Here is an 18,320-nt window from a genome sequence, read left to right on the forward strand (position 1 = left end):
AGCTACCGCGGAGCACCGCTCCCCGGCGCCGATCACGCGCTCATCGGCACGTCGGAACACGGGGTGCTGGGCCGGCGGTGGATCTACGACGGAACTGCCGGGGATCGCGCTGCCAGGACCCGGGGTACGGCGTATGCCCGAGCCCGGAGTGGCCGCCGTACCCACCGCGCGCGGCGTGCAGCCCGGTGCCGAAGGCGGTGAAGCCGAGGTTCTCCTCATTGCTGCGGTCACCGGGCAGCGCCCTGAAGGACCGGCGGAATTCGGAGTACAGCGCGTCGTAGATCGGGGTCGTGGAGAACCCGTCGGCGACATCCTGCGCGGGGCGCATGGACGGGATATGGCTCTGGTACTGCTGGCGGGTGGGGTCGTATGAGTGCACGTACGTGCCAACGACCTCGTCGCCCCTCGGATGCGGGCTGTCCTGGGATTTCGCCGCCACCGGGTTACGGAGCGGCTGGTGGGCGGGGCGCGTGGCCCCGGTCATGTGCCGGCCAGCGGCATCGCCGCGGCGACCAGCTCGCCGTTGGCCGCGGCCTTCTCCAGGGCGTCGCGCAGCAGGTCCTCACGGGGCTGCTGGCCGATGGAGCCGACCGGCGCCGCGAAGACCAGGACGGTGTGTGACTTGTTGGCCGCGGTCCGCCACCCCTCGGTGACCTGGAGCGGCTGATGGGCCTGCCACCAGGCGATCGGGGTGCCGCCGCCGGTGCCGGGCTGGAGTACGGCGTGCAGCTGTCCCATGGCGAGCAGCACCGACCAGCCGGGCAGCGGGGCGGGCACCTGGTTCAGATCCCCGAGCGGCTGGAAGCCCTGCTCGATGAGGAGCGGCAGGAACTCGTCGGTGGTGGCGTCCGAGCCCGGCCGGACGATCGGAGCGGTCGGCTCGACGACCAGGGCGGGGTGCAGATCGCCCTCGATCAGCACCAGACCGCTGGTGACGCCCAGCACCGCCTGATTGGAGCCCGCGGCGGGCACGCCCGGCGCCCCCGGGGGCTGGGGCTCGCCGCCCGTGATCGACCGGACCGCCCCCTGGAGCTGGTCCTCGGCGACCTGGACGACCTGGGAGGGGATGCAGGTGGCGTGGGCGAAGGCGAGAACGGCGGTCTCCTCACCGACGAACAGCACGGTGCTGGTCCGCTCCTGTTCGCAGTCGCCGGGGGTCCGGCAGGACGTGCAGTCGTAGCTGCCCGGGGAGTTCTCGCCGGAGAGCAGCCGATCGGCTTCTTCGTCGCCGATCTCGGCGCGTACGTCCTCGCTGACGTCGAGCATGCGCGGCACGGGTGGCTCCTCGAACTCGGTGCGTGAGCCGGGCTGTTCCCGGCTCGTACAGAAGACAACGGGCGAGCCGTCGCCCGGGTCACGCGCGAAGGGGCACGGAATCGAACCATCCCGGGCCGGGCGCGGGTCATCGGCCGGAACGGGCCGGTATGGCCCAACGTATGCCGGGCGAGGGGAAGTTGACCCGGTACCGCCAGGGCGCGGATCGGTACATGGACAGATGGACAGGTCGACAAAACGGGAGAACACGGGAGAACGGCAAATCGATGGGATGGCCGAAACTCATTGCTCCCTTCGGCGGTCCCGGCGCGGCGGTCCGTGTGGCGTCCGGGGGGTGTCCGCGCGGCTCGCGGGCGCGCGGACGGCGCGTGAACGTATGAATCCGCTTCGAGTCGGCACCATGTGGGTCATTTCCGCATCTACCCAGTCGGCCCGAACAGGAACCGGCGGAAACCGGAAGGACCAGGGAGACCCGGCACGGCATGCACCTCTCTTTTCTGCTCCACAACACGGGAGAGGCGGCGCGCATGGCGTCGGCCCGCTTCGACCCGGCGCGGATCGCGGATCGCCACGCGGCGCTCCGCGCCGAGCCGGCCCGGTTCTCCCGCGCGGTGTCCCGGGGCCTGAAGCCCCGCGACGCGCTCTGCCGCGGCGGCGCCTTACTCGGCGGCGCGTCGACCGGACAGGACCTAGGCAGATGTGATCCGAAAGGGCAGAACCGTATGACCAGAGCCATCGGGCGGCGGGCGTCGCCCGCCGTGTGCACCGCCGACTGCATCGCCGACTCGGCGGGCGGAATCACCTTCGACATCACGGACGCCGCCCGCCCCGACGCGACGCTGGTACTGCGCCGCCGCGCCGGCCACGCCGACGGGACGCGGAGCGCCGGTGAGGACGAGGTACGGCTGCCGCTGACCGGGCCCGCCACCGCCATCGGCGCGGGGCGGACGCGGCTGCGGGCCGTGCTGCCCAGCACCGTCGAACTGGCCGAGGGCCACTGGGACATCTACGCGGGCGCCTCCGGCGACCAGCCCGTACGGCCCGGGATCAGGGACGTACGGGCGCTGATCGACCGGGTGCCGGGGGCGGGCCCGGTCGCGGCCCGTGTCCCGTACCCCACCGCGGACGGCCGGCTCGCCCTCAGGACCTGGCTCCGCGCACCGCACGCCGAGGCCGGGACGGTCCGCTGCGAGCCGGCCGGGATGTCGGTCGAGGGCGTGCTGTACGGCGCCGAGCTGGGGGAGCACGCGCGGGCCGAGGCCCGGCTGCGCGGCGGCGACCGTACGCACCGGGTGGCCGTGACCGGCCGGGGCGGGGTGTTCGCGTTCACCCTGCCGTACGGACCGCTGGCCGCGGGACCGGGCGGGCCGGGCACCCCGGGCGAGCAGCGCAGGCGCTGGGATCTGTGGCTGCTGCCCGCGCCGGACGCCGCCGGCATGCGGATCTCCCGCATCCTCGACGACATCTGGGACAAGCGGGCGATCCATGTCTATCCGGCGCACAGCGTCTCCCCGGCGCCCGGCACGTACGGCTGGCTGGCCGCCCCCGGCTACACCCATGACAACGACTTCTGTGTACGGCTGGACCCCGCGCCCGAGCCCGCGCCCGTCCCGACGCCGGCGCCGACGCGCTGACCCGAGCGGGGCCGCGAACAGCGTCGAACAGCGTGGGACCGGGAGCGGGAGTACTTGCGGACAGAAGCTGTCCGCGAGGACTGCCAGACTCACGCCCATGTTGGAGACCTCGGCACGACTGCTGCGTCTGCTCTCACTGCTCCAGGCCCACCGCGAGTGGTCGGGACCTGACCTCGCGGACCGGCTCGGCGTGACCCCGCGCACCGTACGGCGCGATGTCGACCGGCTGCGCGCACTCGGCTATCCGGTCAACGCCAGCCCCGGCACGGGCGGCGGCTACCAGCTCGGCGCCGGGGCCGAGCTGCCCCCGCTGCTGCTGGACGACGAGGAGGCCGTCGCGGTCGCCGTCGGGCTGCGCACCGCCGCCGGAAACGGCATCGAGGGCATGGGCGAGATCTCCGTACGCGCCCTGGCGAAGCTGGAGCAGGTGCTTCCCGGCCGGCTGCGGCGCCGGGTCAGCGCCCTCAACTCCTTCACCGTGCCGATGCTGAGCGGGCCGCGGGGGTCCACGGTCGACCCCGGCGTCCTCACGGAGCTGGCCAACGCCTGCCGGGACAGCGAGCGGCTGCGCTTCACCTACCGCGACCACGAGGACACCGTCACCCGCCGCACGGTCGAGCCGTATCGCCTGGTGTGCACCGAACACCGCTGGTATCTGGTCGCCTGGGACCCGGACCGCGCCGGCTGGCGTACGTTCCGCGTGGACCGGATCACCCCCACACCGCCGCACGGACCGCGCTTCACCCCGCGTACCCCGCCCGCCGAGGACCTCGCCGCGTATGTCTCCCGGGGCGTCTCCACCCGGGCCTACGCCATGGCGGCCGTGATCCGGCTGCACGCGTCCGCCGAGGAGGCGGCCGAGAACGTCTCGCCGTCCTCGGGCGTTCTGGAGCCGGTCGACGAGCACAGTTGTCTGCTGCGGACCGGGGCGGCGACCCTGGATGTGATGGTGATCCATCTGGCGCTGCTCGGCTTCGACTTCGAGGTGATCGAGCCACCGGAGCTGACCGAGCGCGTCAGGGACGTACGGGACCGGCTGTCCCGCGCCCTCGGCTGACGGGCTCGCGCCGGCGGGAAGACCCGGGTACGTGTCGGCCGGCGGCGGATTGTGCGGGGGACTCGTGAATTCCTCGACGGCCCGTCAATTGATTTCCGAGGTCGTCCTGAAAACCACTGTCGTGGGCGGTCGAATTCTGGTGGGCTATTTATGTGATCTTCGAAGTTGTGGAATTTCTAAGAAGTCGGATGTGAAGGGGCCGTAAGAGTGACGCCGTTCGCATCCGGAGCGTGTCGGAACCTGTGACACAAGTGTGACGCGGAGGGCCGAGAAGCATACGGGCGAGGTATCCGTTCGGCTTCCTTCGGCTGTCCCCGGCGCCTACGGTGAGTGGTATGGGACCGATACCGACGCCACCCCGACAGCCCGACGACGCCCCCGACTCCTATGTCGGACTCGACTCCGAGAGCGCCGAACGGATCGCCCGCGAGCGCGGCTGGACCACGGTCAGAGCGCTGCCCCCGGGCTCGATCATCACCATGGAGTTCGTCGTGGGCAGGCTCAACTTCGAGGTGGAGGCGGGCCGGGTCATCCGCTGCTGGCACGGCTGACCGGCCGACCCGGTGGCCCGGCTGACCGACGGCCCGCCACAGGGCTTCTCACGGGCTCCTCGCGGGCTCCTGGCGCATACGAAGGCCCCGGCTGGAGCCGGGGCCTTCGTATGCGCGGGGTGGGGCTGTGCGTACCGTCCCCGCGGTCCCTGGGGGCGGTCAGCCGCCCGTCATGGGCCGCGAGTGCGGCGGTCGGCGGCTCCCGGCCGGAGTGCCCGGCGTACGTTCCGAGCGCACCGCGTGCGGCCTCGACTGGGTCAGCCGGCCCGTACCCGCGACGGTGCCGGTGTTCAGGCCCGTGCCGGTGTGGCCGCCATGACCTGCCCCGATGGGCTCGCACGACGGGTCGCCGCCCAGCGCCGAGGTCTCCGCGGGCACCGGCGCCGACCGTGGGCCCCCGGAGGCGACCGGCGTCGAAGGGGTGGTCCTGTTGCGCGCGCGCCACCGCTCGCGGACCGCGAAGATGACCAGCTCGGCCCGGCCGATCAGCGGCTCGAACAGGGGCAGCCCCAGCAGGATCAGCAGCCCGGCGGCCCAGCCGAGCAGCACATCGCTCAGCCAGTGCGTACCGAGGTAGACGGTCGTCGCGCCGACCCCCAGGGCGACCACGGCCGACATGACCGACAGATAGCGCCTGGCCCGGGGCGTGGTGGCCAGATAGGCCAGGATTCCCCAGGTCACCACGGCGTTGGCGGTGTGTCCCGAAGGAAATATATCGCCGCCGGCGAAGAGCTCGGTCGAGCCGATCTGCGTCGCGTAGTGGGGGCCGAGCCGGCCCAGACCGAGCTTCACCGCCCCGACGGTCACGTTGAGCAGCAGCAGCGCCGTGCCGAGTACCAGCAGCGGCCGGAGCGTGTGCTGCCGCCAGGAGCGCCAGCCCAGCCAGGCCGCGATCATGACGGCCGTGGGGCCGCGCTGCCCCAGCACCACGAAGTAGTCGAGAAAAGGATGCAGTTCCGGCCATTGCTGATAGGGCCGGAAGAGCATGACCTTCCAGTCGAGGATCACCAGCGAGGACGAGACGAGCACGGCAACGACGATGGCGAGATAGAACGCCAGCGTCCCGCCGAAGAGAGCCTTGCGGGTGCGGCTCATCCGCGGGATCTCTATCTTCGGCGGTTCCGGCTCCCGGTCCAGACGGGCAAAGATGTCGGTACGCACCCAATCGACGTTACAGCGAGTGAGCGAGTGAACCGGTCGATCCGGTCTCTTTGTGATGACGATGTGATGTGGAGTACGTCTCGGAGCGGGGTTTATCAGGGGCCGTTCCGGAAATCGAAGGGACCTTCGGCCCTATTAATCGGCATGCCGTTCCCGGAACTGTCTTTGTGCGGAACAGAATTAGTTCACCGTGGCGTCGCACGGAATTTCCCTGCCGCTTGTGCGCGCTCTGGGCCCCGGTCCTGGCGCGGGGGAGTGGTGTACGCCACACTCGTCGGTCGGAACGGTGAGAGATGCACCACGCGCCGCGTACGGTCACTCGCGTACGCTGGCGGCTCACTCGCCCGTCGATGCCGAGCCACTCCGAGGGACCAGTGTCCCCGTTGGCCCGCCGAGCGCGAGGGACGCATTGGGAGGTACTCAGATGTCCGGGAGCACCACGGCCGGCGCACGGCTGCGCGCGGCCGGGGCCCGCGGCGGTGCCAACCGCTGGATCGTCCTGGTCGTCCTCTGTGTGAGCCTGCTGCTGGTCGCGCTCGACGCGACCGTGCTGCATGTCGCCGTTCCGGCCGTCACCGCCGACCTCAGGCCCAGCGGTGTCGAGCTGCTCTGGATCGTGGACGCGTATCCGCTGGTCTGCGCCGCGCTGCTGATCCTCTTCGGCACGCTGGGTGACCGCATCGGAAGACGCCGGGTCCTGCTCATGGGCTATGCGCTCTTCGGAGTGGCCTCCGCCGTCGCGGCCCTCGCCGATACACCGCTCGTACTGATCGGGGCGCGCGCCCTGCTCGGTGTCGGCGGCGCGATGATCATGCCCGCGACGCTCTCGATCCTGCGTGATGTCTTTCCCGACCGGCGCGAGCGCGCCATGGCCATCGGTGTCTGGACGGCGGTCGCCGCGGTCGGTGCCGCCCTCGGCCCGGTGCTCGGCGGCTTCCTCGTCGAGCACTTCTGGTGGGGCTCGGTCTTCCTGATCAATATCCCGCTGCTGGCGCTCCTGCTGCCGCTCGGCCGGCTGGTGCTGCCCGAGTCGAAGGGCCTCGGTGACGGGCCCTGGGACGTGCTGGGCGCGCTGATGGCCGCGGCCGGGGTGCTCGGGGTGGTCTTCGGGGTGAAGCGGCTCGGCGCCGGGGAAGGGCCGCTCGGCCCCGAGACCCTCGGGCCGCTCTGTGTCGGCGCGGCTCTCCTCGTCCTCTTCGTCCGCAGACAGCGGCGCAGGGCGCATCCGCTGATCGATATGAGGATGTTCGCCAGGCCCACGTTCTCCACCTCCGTCGGCTGCATCGTCCTCGCCATGCTGGCCCTGGTCGGCCTTCAGCTGATCGCCGTCCAGTACCTCCAGCTCGTGCTGGAACTCAGCCCGCTGGAGACCGGGCTGCGGCTGCTGCCCCTCACCTTCGCCGCCATGGCGGCGGGGGTCACCGGCTCGGCGACACTGCGCCGGGTGGGGCCGCGCCGGATGGTGGCCTGGGGCTTCGTGCTGACCGCGGGCGCCGTGCTGGTGCTGACGCTGATGGGCCAGCACGACCGGCCGGGGCTGCTGGCCGCGGCGTTCGTACTGCTCGGTTTCGGGCTCCAGACCACGCTCTTCGGCGCGTACGAATCGATGCTCAGCGAGGCTCCGGCGGACCAGGCGGGCGGGGCCGCGGCCATCGGCGAGACCTCGTACCAGTTGGGCGCGGGCATGGGGATCGCCCTGCTCGGCAGCGTGATGAACGCCGTGTACGCGCCCGGGCTGTCGTCGCTGAGGGGCGTGCCCGCGGCGGCGGGTTCCGCGGCGTCCGACTCGCTCGGTGAGGCCTATCAGGTGGCGGCCAGGCTCGGCGGACCCGCGGGGGAGACGCTGCGTACCGCCGCGCGCCACTCGTTCGTGCACGGCCTGCATGTCACGCTGCTCGTCAGCGCGGGGCTGCTGCTGCTCGGCGCGCTGGCCGCGCTGCGGCTGCCGAGGGTCATGGAGTGCCCGCCGCGCGCCGCCGAGGAGCCGGGCGCCGAAGCGCGCGAGACGCGCGAGGAGACGCCGGAGACGGCCGAGACGCCCGGGTCCGGGGAGGCACGGCCGCTCCGCCCGCAGGAACGGCGCCCGCCCCGGCCGCGCAGAGCGCCATCGGCGCCACGTGAGTCCGAGGCGGCGATCCCGGCGGGCCGTCTCTCCCGTTAGAGCGTAGTGAGGCGCCGGGCCCGCGAGCCGGGCCGACAAGGGCGGGGTGCGTCTGGACGCGCGGCAGACTGAGTCGTACCGTCGTCACCGAGCCGTAACTAGCGCTGCTAGTTACGGCTTGTCCGAGTTGTCCGATGCCGTGCGAGCCGCCGGAGGCCGTCCCATGCCCGTACCTTCCGCTCCTTCCGCGTCCTCTTCGGTCAAGCCCCCGCCCTTCGACCCCGGTGACCCCCTCGGCCTCGACGATCTGCTCGAACCCGAGGACCTGGCGATCCGGGACACCGTACGGAGCTGGGCCGCCGACCGGGTCCTGCCGCATATCGCCGAGTGGTACGAGCGCGGCGAACTGCCCGTGATCCGTGAACTGGCCCGCGAACTCGGCGGACTCGGCGCGCTCGGGATGTCCCTGACCGGGTACGGCTGCGCGGGCGCCACCGCCGTCCAGTACGGACTCGCGTGTCTGGAGCTGGAAGCCGCCGACTCCGGGATCCGCTCGCTCGTCTCCGTACAGGGCTCGCTCGCCATGTACGCGATCCACCGTTTCGGCTCCGAGGAGCAGAAGCGGCGGTGGCTGCCCGGCATGGCCGCCGGCGAGATCATCGGCTGCTTCGGACTCACCGAGCCCGACCACGGCTCCGACCCGGCCGGAATGCGTACCCATGCCAAGCGGGACGGCTCCGACTGGGTGCTCAGCGGTCGCAAGATGTGGATCACCAATGGTTCGGTGGCCGGGGTCGCCGTCGTCTGGGCGCGGACCGACGAGGGCATCCGTGGATTCCTGGTCCCGGCCGGCACCCCTGGATTCTCGGCCCCGGAGATCACCCACAAGTGGTCGCTGCGGGCCTCGGTCACCAGCGAACTGGTGCTTGATGACGTACGGCTGCCCGCCGACGCCGTCCTCCCGGAGGTCACCGGACTGCGCGGCCCGCTCAGCTGTCTGAGCCACGCGCGGTACGGCATCGTCTGGGGCTCGATGGGCGCGGCGCGCGCCAGTTTCGAAGCGGCGCTTCAGTACGCCGGGACCCGGGAGCAGTTCGGTCGGCCGATCGGCGGCTTCCAGCTCACCCAGGCCAAGCTGGCGGACATGGCGCTCGAACTGCACAAGGGCATCCTGCTCGCCCACCATCTGGGGCGGCGCATGGACGCGGGCCGGCTCCGCGCCGAGCAGATCAGCTTCGGCAAGCTCAACAATGTGCGGGAGGCGATCGAGATCTGCCGGACCTCACGGACCATCCTCGGCGCCAACGGGATCTCGCTGGAGTATCCCGTGATGCGCCATGCGACGAACCTGGAGTCGGTGCTCACGTACGAGGGCACCGTCGAGATGCATCAGCTCGTCCTGGGCAAGGCGCTCACCGGCCTCGACGCCTTCCGGTGACCCCGTGCGGGACCGGGCGGAACCGGTGAGCGCCCTGCTCAGCTCTGATTGAAGAAGCCGTCCTTGCCGCGGCCCGCGGCCTCGCCGGTGACGATCTCGGTGTCGGCGGGGCTCAGCAGGAAGACCCGGGTGGCGACGCGGTCGATCGAGCCGCGCAGCCCGAAGATCAGTCCGGCGGCGAAGTCCACCACGCGCTTGGCGTCGGCGGGCTCCATGGCCGTGAGGTTCATGATGACCGGGGTGCCGGCCCGGAAGAGCTCGCCGATGGTCCGGGCGTCCCGGAAGCTGTCCGGGGAGACGGTGGCGATTCTGCGGTCCTGCTCGGGGGCGGCCTCGGCGACGACCCGTACGCGCGGGTCGGTCCGCCAGTTGTCGCTGTTCTCCGCACCCTCGGCGTACTCGTCGTCGTAGTAACGCTCGTCGTTGTCCTCAACGAGGCCCAGCCAGGCACTCGCCTTGCGCACCGATCCCATGGACGCCTCCTTTCACCGCGGTCACATGACGTTCCCTTATCCCTATGGTCGACCATCATGCGGATCGCGCGCCAAGGGGATAGTCGGCGCGCAGATGATTCGTGACGGTACTGGTGCAGAAGATGTGGCGGTTCGTCAAGGTTCTTCCAGCGTACAGGCCCGGAGTCGGTACAAAATATTACGTTCCGGCCAGATGGGTGACGCTGGGGACGTACGGGTGAATCGATCGCTCGGTACGATGCGTCACGCACTTGTGAACGACTCTCGGGGGACTGTCGTGTTCGGAATCGTCAGACCGTGTACGCACCGGCTCGCCGATGGGCTCAAGGCCGAGTGGATGGCCCATCTCTGCGGGCTCTGTCTGGCACTTCGCGCGGACCACGGGCAGTTCTCCCGGATCGTCACCAACTACGACGGGCTGATCGTCTCGGTTCTGACGGATGCTCAGCTCGAACGCACCGCGCTGCGGCGGCGCACGGCGGGCCCCTGTCCGCTGCGCGGTATGCGTACGGCGCCGATAGCCAGGGGCGAGGGCGCGCGGCTCGCCGCCTCCGTGTCACTGGTGCTCGCCTCGGCGAAGATCCGGGACCACGTCGCCGACGGGGACGGGCTGTTGGGGCGCCGGCCGCTGGCCGCCGCCGCGCGCCGGGTCGCCCACGGATGGGACAGAGCGGGCGCGCGCACCGGCGCGGAGCTGGGGTTCGACACGGCCGTACTGGTCGACGCCGTCGAGCGGCAGCAGGGGATCGAGGCGCTGGCCCACTCCGGCACTCCTCTGCTCACCGTCACCGAGCCGACCGAGACGGCGACCGCCGCGGCCTTCGCGTACACCGCCGTCCTGGCGGGACGGCCGGGCAACAGCGCTCCGTTGGCCGAGGCGGGACGGCTCTTCGGGCGGCTCGCGCATCTGCTGGACGCCGTGGAGGACCAGTCGGCTGACGCCGCGTCGGGTGCCTGGAACCCGCTCACCGCGACCGGTACGTCCCGTGCGGAGGCGCGGCGGCTCGCCGACGACGCGGTGCGCGGAATCCGGCCGGCGCTGCGGGACACGGAGTTCACCGACGGCAGGCTGGCGCATGTGCTGCTGGCGCACGAACTACGGGCGTCGGTCGACCGCGCTTTCGGTACGACGGCCTGCGCGCACCAAGGGCACGGCAGCCACGGCGGTCAGTTCAGCCAGGGCAGTGGCGGACTGCCGCCCGGCTTCGGGCTGCAGCCGCCGCCGAGGCCGGGCAAGCGCGGCTTCCTGGCCGGCTGCGCGGCCTTCGTCGGGCTGTGCTGCACCTGCAGATTCTGTTGTGCGGACGAGTACGAGGGCCCGTGGTCACGCAAGAAGCGTGAGGGCTGCTGCGACTGGTCCGACGGCATTGACTGTTGCTGTGACAGCTGCGACTGCTGTGACTCGTGTTCCTGCGACTGCGGAGCATGACGGACGTCCCTACGAGACGGGCGTCCATGCGAGGGGAGGGAGAAACGTGGTGCTCTGCGTGTGAAGGCACGCGGGGAAACGGCGCGCGAGCGCCGGAGGTACCGGGGGGCCGTGCAGGGCGTCAGCTCAACAGGAAGAGGACCACACGCGACCGAAGTCGATGTGGGAGCGCGTGACCAGCCACTGCTGCGAATGCATGAGCCAAGTGGAACAGGCATCCGTTTCCGCGTCAACCGAGCCGGGACGGACGGCTCACAGTACGGACAAGCTTGACAACAGGCCGTACACACCACTTAGCCTCGTACGGACAAGCGGATCGTGCTGAGGGGCTCGGTCCGCCCGCGTTTTCTGTGAAGGCACTCCCGTGTTCGATCGCTGTATCCACGGAGCCTTCGCATGCCCCTGTCCTCGGTCACCGTCCGCACCCCACCCCTGACCCCGTCCGTAGTCGTGGTCGGGGCGGGGCCGCGCGGCACGGGCTTTCTGGAGCGGATCGCCGCCAACGCGCGCTCCCTGTACGACGGTCTGCCGCTGGACATCCATCTCGTGGACCCGCATCCGCCGGGTGCCGGACGGGTCTGGCGCCGTGATCAGTCGCCGCTGCTCTGGATGAACTCCATGGCCGAGGACGTGACCATGTTCACCGATGACACGGTGGCCCTGGCCGGTCCCGTACGGCACGGACCCGCGCTGCACGAATGGGCACGGGACATCAGGGAGGGCAGGGCGCGGCTCTCCGCCGAGTCGGAGGCGGCCGAGTCGGCGCTCCCTCCGTCGAGTTCCGGGCTGCGCGCCGAGATCGCCGCCCTCACCGGCCAGACCTTCCCCAGCCGCCGGGTGCAGAGCGCCTATCTGAGCTGGGTGTACGAACAGACCGTCGCCGCGCTGCCGCCCGGTGTCACCGTCCATCGGCACCGCACGGACGCCGTGCGCGTCAGCGGTCCGCGGGGCGGACGCCAGCGGGTCTGGCTGGCGGACCGTACCGAACCGCTCCTCGCCGACCTCGTCGTGCTGACCCTCGGACATCTCGACGCCGAACCGGACGCGGAACAGGTGGAGTTGGGCCGGTTCGCGGAAGAACACGGACTGATCCATCTGCCGCCCGACTTCACCGCGGACAGCGATCTGTCCGTCCTGCCCGCCGGTGAACCCGTCCTCGTCCGGGGCCTCGGACTCGCCTTCGTCGATCTGATGGTGCTCGTCACCGAAGGGCGCGGCGGACGGTACTCGGGGAGCGCCGACCGCGACGACGGGGAGCTGGTCTACCACCCTTCGGGACGCGAACCGGTCCTGTACGTCGGATCGCGGCGCGGTGTCCCGTACCACTCCAAGATCGGCTACGGGCTGGACGGTGAACGGCCCCCGCTGCCCCGCTTCCTCGGGCCCGGGCAGATCGACGAACTGCTGAGCCGGCCGGCGCCGCCCGACTTCCGGCGCGATGTCCGGCCGCTGATCGACAAGGAACTCGGCTTCGCGCACTACCACCGCCTCTTCACCGCGCACCCCGAGCGCACCCGTGTCGACTGGACCGACTTCGAGGAGAAGTACGCCGCCGCCGACCCCGGCGGCCCCGAGCTGGACGCCCTGGTCGGCGCGGCCGTCCCCGACCCCGCCGACCGGCTCGATCTCGCCGCCCTCGACCGGCCGCTCGACGGGCTGCGCTTCCCCTCGTACGACGCGCTCCAGGACGGGCTGCGCGACTACATCCGCGCGGATCTGGCCCGCAGGCACGATCCGGCACACAGCGCGGACCTCGCCGTCTTCCTCGGGCTGCTCTCCGTCTACGGCCAGCTGATCCGCCTCGGCGATCTCGGTGATTCCGGCGGCGGCTGGCACGGCTTCTTCAGCTATCTCGCGTCCGGCCCACCGGGACCCCGGCTGCGCCGGCTGCTCGCGCTCTCGAAGGCAGGCGTCGTCCGCTTTCTGGGCGCCGGCATGTCGGTCGAGGCCGACGGGCGGCGGGGGATCTTCCGGGCGGGCAGCGCCGTCGTACCGGGGGAGTACGTCGAGGCGCGCGCGCTGGTCGAGGCGCGGCTGCCCGATCCCTCGCCCGAACGCACCCGCAGCCCGCTGCTGCGGGCGCTGTACGAGGAGGGTGCCGCCGCGATCTCGGCGGGTCTGGTCCGGGTCGACCCCGACGACGGGCGGCTGCTGGAGCGCGACGGCACCCCGCATCCCCGCCGCTTCGCGCTCGGTCCTTACACCACCGCCCGGTCCAGCGGCGCCTTCACCCGGCCGCGTACGGGCGGCCCCGCGTTCCGGCAGAACGACGCCACCGCGAGGGCCGCGCTCACCCTGCTCGCCGGCCTCGCGGGGCCCTCGGCCACACCGCCTCCGGCCACACCGCCTCCGGCCGTACCGCCCGCGGGCGCACCGTCCACGGCCGCTTCGGCTCCTCAACCGCCGGACGGGCTGCCCGTCCGAAGCTGAAAGGTAAGGCCCGCCATGTCCGCCACTCAACCTCCGTACCGGCCCCAGGACACCCCGCCGCGGAAACCACCGCACAACCCGCCGCACCGGCCGCTGTATCTCGCCGCCGAGATCGGTGGTCAGCGGTCCTACGACGCGGCGTGGTACGTCGAACTCGCCCGGCTCGCCGAGCGCGGCGCCCTCGACTTCGTCACGCTCCAGGACACCTTCGCGCGCCCCGGCCTCGACGCGCTCGCCGTGCTCTCCCGGGTCGCGCCCGCGACCGAGCGCATCGGGCTCGTGCCCACCGTCACCACCACCCACACCGAGCCGTTCCATGTCTCGGCGGCCGTGGCCACCCTGGACTGGGTGAGCCGTGGCCGGGCCGGCTGGCTGGTCGATGTGTCGACCACCCCGGCGGAGGCCCGGCTGTTCGGCCGCCGCCCGGCCGGGGCCGTACCCGCCCTCTGGCAGGAGGCGGGCGATGTGGCCGACGTGGCCGCCCGGCTCTGGGACAGCTGGGAGGACGACGCCGAGATCCGCGATACATCGACAGGGCGCTTCATCGACCGCGACAAGCTGCACTATGTCGACTTCGAGGGGGCCACGTTCACGGTCCGCGGCCCGTCCATCGTGCCGCGTCCGCCGCAGGGCCATCCCGTCACCGTGGTCGACGCGACCGAGGGGCACAGCAGGGAGACCGCCGCGCGCCACGCGGATGTCGTCCTGATCAGGGCCGACCGGCCCGACGAGGCGGCGGCGATCCGGGAGAAGCTCCGGTCACGGGCCGCCGACCACGGCCGTGCCCCCGGCACACCGCGGGTGCTGGCCGCGCTCACCATCGATCTCGGCGACGGCGAACGCCCGCTGGAACCCGGTCTGGAGAGCGCGCCGCGCACCACGGCCGGCGCCGCGGGACCGCACTACCGCGGCGGCCCCGTCGATCTCGCCGATCTGATCACCACCTGGCACGGCACCGGTGCCGTGGACGGCTTCCACCTCACCCCCACCGAGCCGCGGCGCGATCTCGAACGGCTCGTCAACGGCACGGTGGCGCTGCTCCAGCACCGCAGTCTGTTCCGCGCCTTCCATCCGGGCGGCACACTCCGCGAGCATCTCAACCTCGCGCGCCCGGCCAACCAGTACGCGCCCGCCGGGGGAACCTCATGACCACCGACACATCCCGTACCGCACCTCAGCGGATTCATCTCGCCGCGCACTTCCCCGGGGTCAACAGCACCACCGTATGGTCCGACCCCCGCTCCCGGTCCCAGATCGACTTCTCCTCCTTCGAGGCGCTGGCCCGTACGGCGGAGCGCGGGAAGTTCGACTTCTTCTTCCTGGCCGAGGGGCTGCGGCTGCGTGAACACAACGGCCTCATCCACGATCTGGACGTGGTCGGCCGCCCCGAATCCCTCACCGTGCTGAGCGCGCTGGCCGCCGTCACCGACCGGCTCGGTCTCGCCGCCACCGTGAACGCCACCTTCAACGAGCCCTACGAACTGGCCCGCAGGCTCGCCACGCTCGACCATCTCAGCGCGGGCCGTGCCGCCTGGAACGTGGTGACCTCCTCCGACGCCTTCACCGGGGAGAACTTCCGGCGCGGCGGCTATCTCGACCGCGCCGACCGCTACACCAGGGCCGCCGAGTTCGTCGCGACCGCGCGGGAGCTGTGGGACTCCTGGACCCCGCCCGCGCCCGGCGCCCCGTACGGCACACCGCGCCCGTTCGCCCACTCCGGGCGGCAGTTCGAGATCGAGGGGGAGTTCACCGTCCCGCGCTCGCCGCAGGGCCATCCCGTGGTGATCCAGGCGGGCGACTCGGAGGAGGGCCGGGAGTTCGCCGCCTCCGCCGCCGATGTCATCTTCACCCGGCACGGCACCCTGGAGGCGGGCCGCGAGTTCTACGCCGACACCAAGTCCCGGCTGGCGAAGTACGGCAGGGATCCGGACGATCTCAAGATCATGCCGGGGGTCACCTTCGTCCTCGGCGACAGCGACTCCGAGGCCCAGGAACGGGCCGCAGAGATCCGCAGGCAGCAGGTCTCCCCGCAGAACGCGATCCTCGCCCTGGAGCAGGTCTGGGGACGGGACCTGTCGGCGTACGACCCGGACGGGCCGCTGCCCGGCATCGATCCGGACCCGGACTCCGAACTGGTCCAGGGCCGGGTGCGGCACGGTGACGCGCTCGCGGTCGCGGCCAAGTGGCGGGCGCTGTCCGAGGCCAAGGGGCTCTCCATCCGGCAGACCGTCATCGAGACCACCGCGCGGCAGTCGTTCATCGGCACCCCGGAGAGCGTCGCCGAGAGTCTCGACACCTTCGTACGGACCAGGGCGGCGGACGGATTCATCCTCGTACCGCATCTGACCCCCGGCGGTCTGGACGACTTCGTGGACCGGGTCGTACCGCTCCTCCAGGAGCGCGGGGCCTTCCGTACGGAATACGAGGGCGCCACCCTGCGCTCACATCTCGGGCTTCCCGCACCCGAATGGAAGGGTTCAGCAGCATGAGCACGGATGTATCCGACGTTTCCCCCATAGCTGTTCAGGAATGGGAGAGTTGGCGCGAGCGCCGTACGGCCACGGTCTCGGCGCCGTACGGACCGCTCTCGCTCACCGGCACGCACTGGCTCGCCGACCATCCGGAAGGCCGGCTCCCGGATGTTCCCGGGGTCTGGCGCGCGGACGAGGACGGTGACGAGGTGGTGCTGACGGCGGTGGACGGAGACGGTCTGACCGCCGACGGCCGACGGCTCGGCGGTGAGATCCGGCTGACCGCCGACCGCGGCCCGTCCGAGGAGTCCCGGATCGCGGCCGGCGGGCGCAGGCTCGTCGTGCTGCGCCGCGAAGGGCTCTGGGCGGTCCGTTCCTTCGACCCGGAGTCCGCCGCGCGGCGCGCGTTCCGGGGCATCGGGACCACGCCGTACGACCCGGACTGGACGCTGCCCGGCCGCTTCCGGCCGTACGACACGAGCCGGACCGTCCGGGTCGAGAACGCCGACGGGCGGGAACGGGGCCTCGGGCTCGGCGGTGAGATCGCCTTCACCGTCGACGGTACGGAGCACACCCTCCAGGTCGCGGTCGAGCCCGACGGCTCGCTCTGGGCGGTCTTCGCCGACACCACCAGCGGGAAGGAGAGTTACCGCTTCCGCTTCCTGCGGCCCGCCGCTCCGGCGGCGGACGGGACGGTGACGGTCGACTTCAACCGTTCCCTGCTGCCGCCGTGCGCCTTCGCGGACCACTTCATCTGCCCGTTCCCGCCGCCCGGCAATACTCTCCCGATCGCTGTGCTGGCGGGTGAGCGCGACCTGATGCCGGGCTGAGACGCCGGGGGACGTCTGCGGCCCGGCGGGGGCGGAGGGAGCGGCCGGGCGCGGGGGAGACAGGGCGGATCGCGGCGGGTCGCTATGGATCGCGCCAGAGGGATGGGCGAATTCAAGACAGGACTAGTCCTCACCCGCTGATGACGCGGCGATCGCTCCGGGTGTTCGCATATGGAACCGCCCCTGTCCGGAAGCGGTCGTTCGACTGTGCGGCGTACAGAGGCTGTTGGGTACATCAGTCCTGAAGTCGACCTTGTGTGTTACTGGTCAGTTTCGGAATAGTGGGCGCCTCATCCTCCGTGTCAGGACACCCCACATGGCCTGACGCGGTCCCCCCACAGGAGGCTGACGTTGAATCATCGACGCATATCGAAGAAGCGAGTGACGCTGGCGGGAGGTGCCGTGGCCGCTCTGGTGGTCGCCGGATTCACCTTCCAGACTGCGAACGCCAGTGAGGGCACGCCCCAGTTCACGGTGAAGTCGCTGACCGCCACGGCGGCCGGAACTCTCGCGTCCACCCTGGACGACAGCCTGGGCACCGACGCGGCCGGCACGTACTACGACGCCAAGTCGAAGGCGCTCGTGGTGAATGTCGTCAACGAGCGGGCGGCCGAGACCGTGCGCCAGGCCGGTGCCAAGGCCAGACTGGTTCAGAACTCCCTGGCCGAGCTGAAGAGCGCCCGGCAGACCCTCGCGGACCGGGCGACCATCCCGGGCACGTCGTGGGCCGTCAACCCGGTGACCAACAAGGTGGTCGTCACGGCCGACCGTACGGTCACGGGCGAGTCCTGGAACAAGCTCAGCGGCGTGGTGAAGGCGCTCGGCGACAAGGCCGAACTGAAGAAGACGGCCGGGGAGTTCAAGCCCTTCGTCTCCGGCGGTGACGCCATCACGGGCGGCGGCGGGCGCTGCTCGCTCGGCTTCAACGTGGTCAAGGACGGCGCGCCGTACTTCCTGACCGCCGGGCACTGCACGGAGTCCATCCAGACCTGGTCCGACGCGCAGGGCACCGAGATCGGGACGAACGAGGGCTCCAGCTTCCCGGACAACGACTACGGCCTGGTCAAGTACACCGCCGAGGTGGAGCACCCGAGCGAGGTGAACCTCTACAACGGCAGCACGCAGGCGATCGCGCGGGCCGGTGACGCGACCGTCGGCCAGCAGGTGACCCGCAGTGGCTCCACCACCCAGGTGCACGACGGTGAGGTCACCGGGCTCGACGCCACTGTGAACTACGGCGGCGGCGACATCGTCAACGGGCTCATCCAGACCTCGGTCTGCGCCGAGCCGGGCGACAGCGGCGGCTCGCTCTTCGCGGGTGACACCGCGCTCGGGCTGACCTCGGGCGGCAGCGGTGACTGCTCCTCGGGCGGTGAGACGTTCTTCCAGCCGGTGCCGGAGGCGCTCGCCGCGTACGGTGCCGAGATCGGCTGACCGGACCCGCTGAGCCGGCCGGACCGGCTTGACAAA

General features: G+C 71.4%; 14 protein-coding genes and 2 pseudogenes. 12 read left to right on the forward strand and 4 right to left on the reverse strand.

Translation table 11 applies throughout. The features are described from left to right. A pseudogene (locus AB0M67_RS09955) lies at positions 1-93 on the forward strand (1,4-alpha-glucan branching protein); the annotation flags it as partial. Between the two features lie 85 nt (positions 94-178). Here the strand turns inward: AB0M67_RS09955 and AB0M67_RS09960 are convergent. Together AB0M67_RS09960 and AB0M67_RS09965 are read right to left on the reverse strand one after the other, a co-directional pair. After that, a pseudogene (locus tag AB0M67_RS09960) lies at positions 179-379 on the reverse strand (hypothetical protein); the annotation flags it as partial. A gap of 101 nt (positions 380-480) precedes the next feature. Then, complete coding sequence (locus tag AB0M67_RS09965; protein WP_365744509.1) at positions 481-1,275, reverse strand: hypothetical protein; 795 nt, start codon at positions 1,273-1,275, stop codon at positions 481-483. Between the two features lie 482 nt (positions 1,276-1,757). Between AB0M67_RS09965 and AB0M67_RS09970 the strand changes: the two genes are divergently transcribed. The 3 genes from AB0M67_RS09970 to AB0M67_RS09980 all read left to right on the forward strand — a co-directional run bounded on the left by AB0M67_RS09970 (position 1,758) and on the right by AB0M67_RS09980 (position 4,517). Beyond that, positions 1,758-2,909 carry a hypothetical protein gene (locus AB0M67_RS09970; protein WP_365744511.1) on the forward strand — a complete coding sequence of 384 codons (1,152 nt, stop codon included), beginning with the start codon at positions 1,758-1,760 and terminating at the stop codon, positions 2,907-2,909. A gap of 97 nt (positions 2,910-3,006) precedes the next feature. Further along, complete coding sequence (locus AB0M67_RS09975) at positions 3,007-3,966, forward strand: YafY family protein (RefSeq protein ID WP_365744513.1); 960 nt, start codon at positions 3,007-3,009, stop codon at positions 3,964-3,966. A gap of 335 nt (positions 3,967-4,301) precedes the next feature. Beyond that, positions 4,302-4,517, forward strand: a complete 216-nt coding sequence (locus AB0M67_RS09980; protein WP_365744515.1) for an I78 family peptidase inhibitor — start codon at positions 4,302-4,304, stop codon at positions 4,515-4,517. A gap of 159 nt (positions 4,518-4,676) precedes the next feature. Here AB0M67_RS09980 and AB0M67_RS09985 read toward each other — a convergent pair whose 3' ends face one another. Further along, positions 4,677-5,678 (reverse strand): phosphatase PAP2 family protein, encoded by a 1,002-nt coding sequence (locus AB0M67_RS09985; RefSeq protein ID WP_365744516.1) that lies wholly within the window; start codon positions 5,676-5,678, stop codon positions 4,677-4,679. A gap of 424 nt (positions 5,679-6,102) precedes the next feature. Here AB0M67_RS09985 and AB0M67_RS09990 point away from each other — a divergent pair, with 424 nt between their 5' ends. Then, complete coding sequence (locus AB0M67_RS09990) at positions 6,103-7,839, forward strand: MFS transporter (protein ID WP_365744518.1); 1,737 nt, start codon at positions 6,103-6,105, stop codon at positions 7,837-7,839. 163 nt (positions 7,840-8,002) lie between these two features. Then, positions 8,003-9,217 carry an acyl-CoA dehydrogenase family protein gene (locus AB0M67_RS09995; protein ID WP_365744520.1) on the forward strand — a complete coding sequence of 405 codons (1,215 nt, stop codon included), beginning with the start codon at positions 8,003-8,005 and terminating at the stop codon, positions 9,215-9,217. Positions 9,218-9,255: 38 nt separating this feature from the next. Here AB0M67_RS09995 and sepF read toward each other — a convergent pair whose 3' ends face one another. Beyond that, positions 9,256-9,690 (reverse strand): cell division protein SepF, encoded by a 435-nt coding sequence (gene sepF, locus AB0M67_RS10000; protein ID WP_365744521.1) that lies wholly within the window; start codon positions 9,688-9,690, stop codon positions 9,256-9,258. Positions 9,691-9,928: 238 nt separating this feature from the next. Between sepF and AB0M67_RS10005 the strand changes: the two genes are divergently transcribed. The 6 genes from AB0M67_RS10005 (at position 9,929) to AB0M67_RS10030 (ending at position 18,284) form a co-directional block, all read left to right on the forward strand. After that, complete coding sequence (locus AB0M67_RS10005) at positions 9,929-11,119, forward strand: DUF5685 family protein (protein WP_365744523.1); 1,191 nt, start codon at positions 9,929-9,931, stop codon at positions 11,117-11,119. A gap of 396 nt (positions 11,120-11,515) precedes the next feature. After that, the gene (locus AB0M67_RS10010) at positions 11,516-13,549 is read left to right on the forward strand and encodes an FAD/NAD(P)-binding protein (RefSeq protein ID WP_365744525.1); all 2,034 of its coding nucleotides are present in this window, start codon (positions 11,516-11,518) and stop codon (positions 13,547-13,549) included. Positions 13,550-13,564: 15 nt separating this feature from the next. Continuing rightward, on the forward strand, positions 13,565-14,698 hold the full coding sequence (locus tag AB0M67_RS10015; protein ID WP_365744527.1) for an LLM class flavin-dependent oxidoreductase: 1,134 nt from the start codon (positions 13,565-13,567) through the stop codon (positions 14,696-14,698). After that, positions 14,695-16,038, forward strand: coding sequence for an NtaA/DmoA family FMN-dependent monooxygenase (locus AB0M67_RS10020; protein ID WP_365744529.1), 1,344 nt, complete (start codon positions 14,695-14,697; stop codon positions 16,036-16,038). The genes AB0M67_RS10015 and AB0M67_RS10020 overlap by 4 nt, the downstream gene beginning before the upstream one ends. Then, positions 16,035-16,850, forward strand: coding sequence for a DUF1684 domain-containing protein (locus tag AB0M67_RS10025; protein ID WP_365744531.1), 816 nt, complete (start codon positions 16,035-16,037; stop codon positions 16,848-16,850). The genes AB0M67_RS10020 and AB0M67_RS10025 overlap by 4 nt, the downstream gene beginning before the upstream one ends. Positions 16,851-17,201: 351 nt before the next feature. Next, the gene (locus tag AB0M67_RS10030) at positions 17,202-18,284 is read left to right on the forward strand and encodes a S1 family peptidase (protein WP_365744533.1); all 1,083 of its coding nucleotides are present in this window, start codon (positions 17,202-17,204) and stop codon (positions 18,282-18,284) included. The last annotated feature ends 36 nt before the right edge of the window (positions 18,285-18,320 follow it).

Origin of the sequence: Streptomyces sp. NPDC051662, from assembly GCF_040681655.1 — a bacterium.
Classification (GTDB): Bacteria; Actinomycetota; Actinomycetes; order Streptomycetales; family Streptomycetaceae; genus Streptomyces.

Excerpts from the sequence above, each read along its gene's own strand:
- AB0M67_RS10010 (WP_365744525.1), top strand. The coding sequence starts at position 11,516 with ATGCCCCTGTCCTCGGTCACCGTCCGCACCCCACCCCTGACCCCGTCC.
- AB0M67_RS10005 (WP_365744523.1), top strand. The coding sequence starts at position 9,929 with ATGCGTCACGCACTTGTGAACGACTCTCGGGGGACTGTCGTGTTCGGA.
- AB0M67_RS09995 (WP_365744520.1), top strand. The coding sequence starts at position 8,003 with ATGCCCGTACCTTCCGCTCCTTCCGCGTCCTCTTCGGTCAAGCCCCCG.
- AB0M67_RS09990 (WP_365744518.1), top strand. The coding sequence starts at position 6,103 with ATGTCCGGGAGCACCACGGCCGGCGCACGGCTGCGCGCGGCCGGGGCC.
- AB0M67_RS10015 (WP_365744527.1), top strand. The coding sequence starts at position 13,565 with ATGTCCGCCACTCAACCTCCGTACCGGCCCCAGGACACCCCGCCGCGG.
- AB0M67_RS10025 (WP_365744531.1), top strand. The coding sequence starts at position 16,035 with ATGAGCACGGATGTATCCGACGTTTCCCCCATAGCTGTTCAGGAATGG.
- AB0M67_RS09980 (WP_365744515.1), top strand. The coding sequence starts at position 4,302 with ATGGGACCGATACCGACGCCACCCCGACAGCCCGACGACGCCCCCGAC.
- AB0M67_RS10020 (WP_365744529.1), top strand. The coding sequence starts at position 14,695 with ATGACCACCGACACATCCCGTACCGCACCTCAGCGGATTCATCTCGCC.
- AB0M67_RS09975 (WP_365744513.1), top strand. The coding sequence starts at position 3,007 with ATGTTGGAGACCTCGGCACGACTGCTGCGTCTGCTCTCACTGCTCCAG.
- sepF (WP_365744521.1), bottom strand. The coding sequence starts at position 9,690 with ATGGGATCGGTGCGCAAGGCGAGTGCCTGGCTGGGCCTCGTTGAGGAC.
- AB0M67_RS09970 (WP_365744511.1), top strand. The coding sequence starts at position 1,758 with ATGCACCTCTCTTTTCTGCTCCACAACACGGGAGAGGCGGCGCGCATG.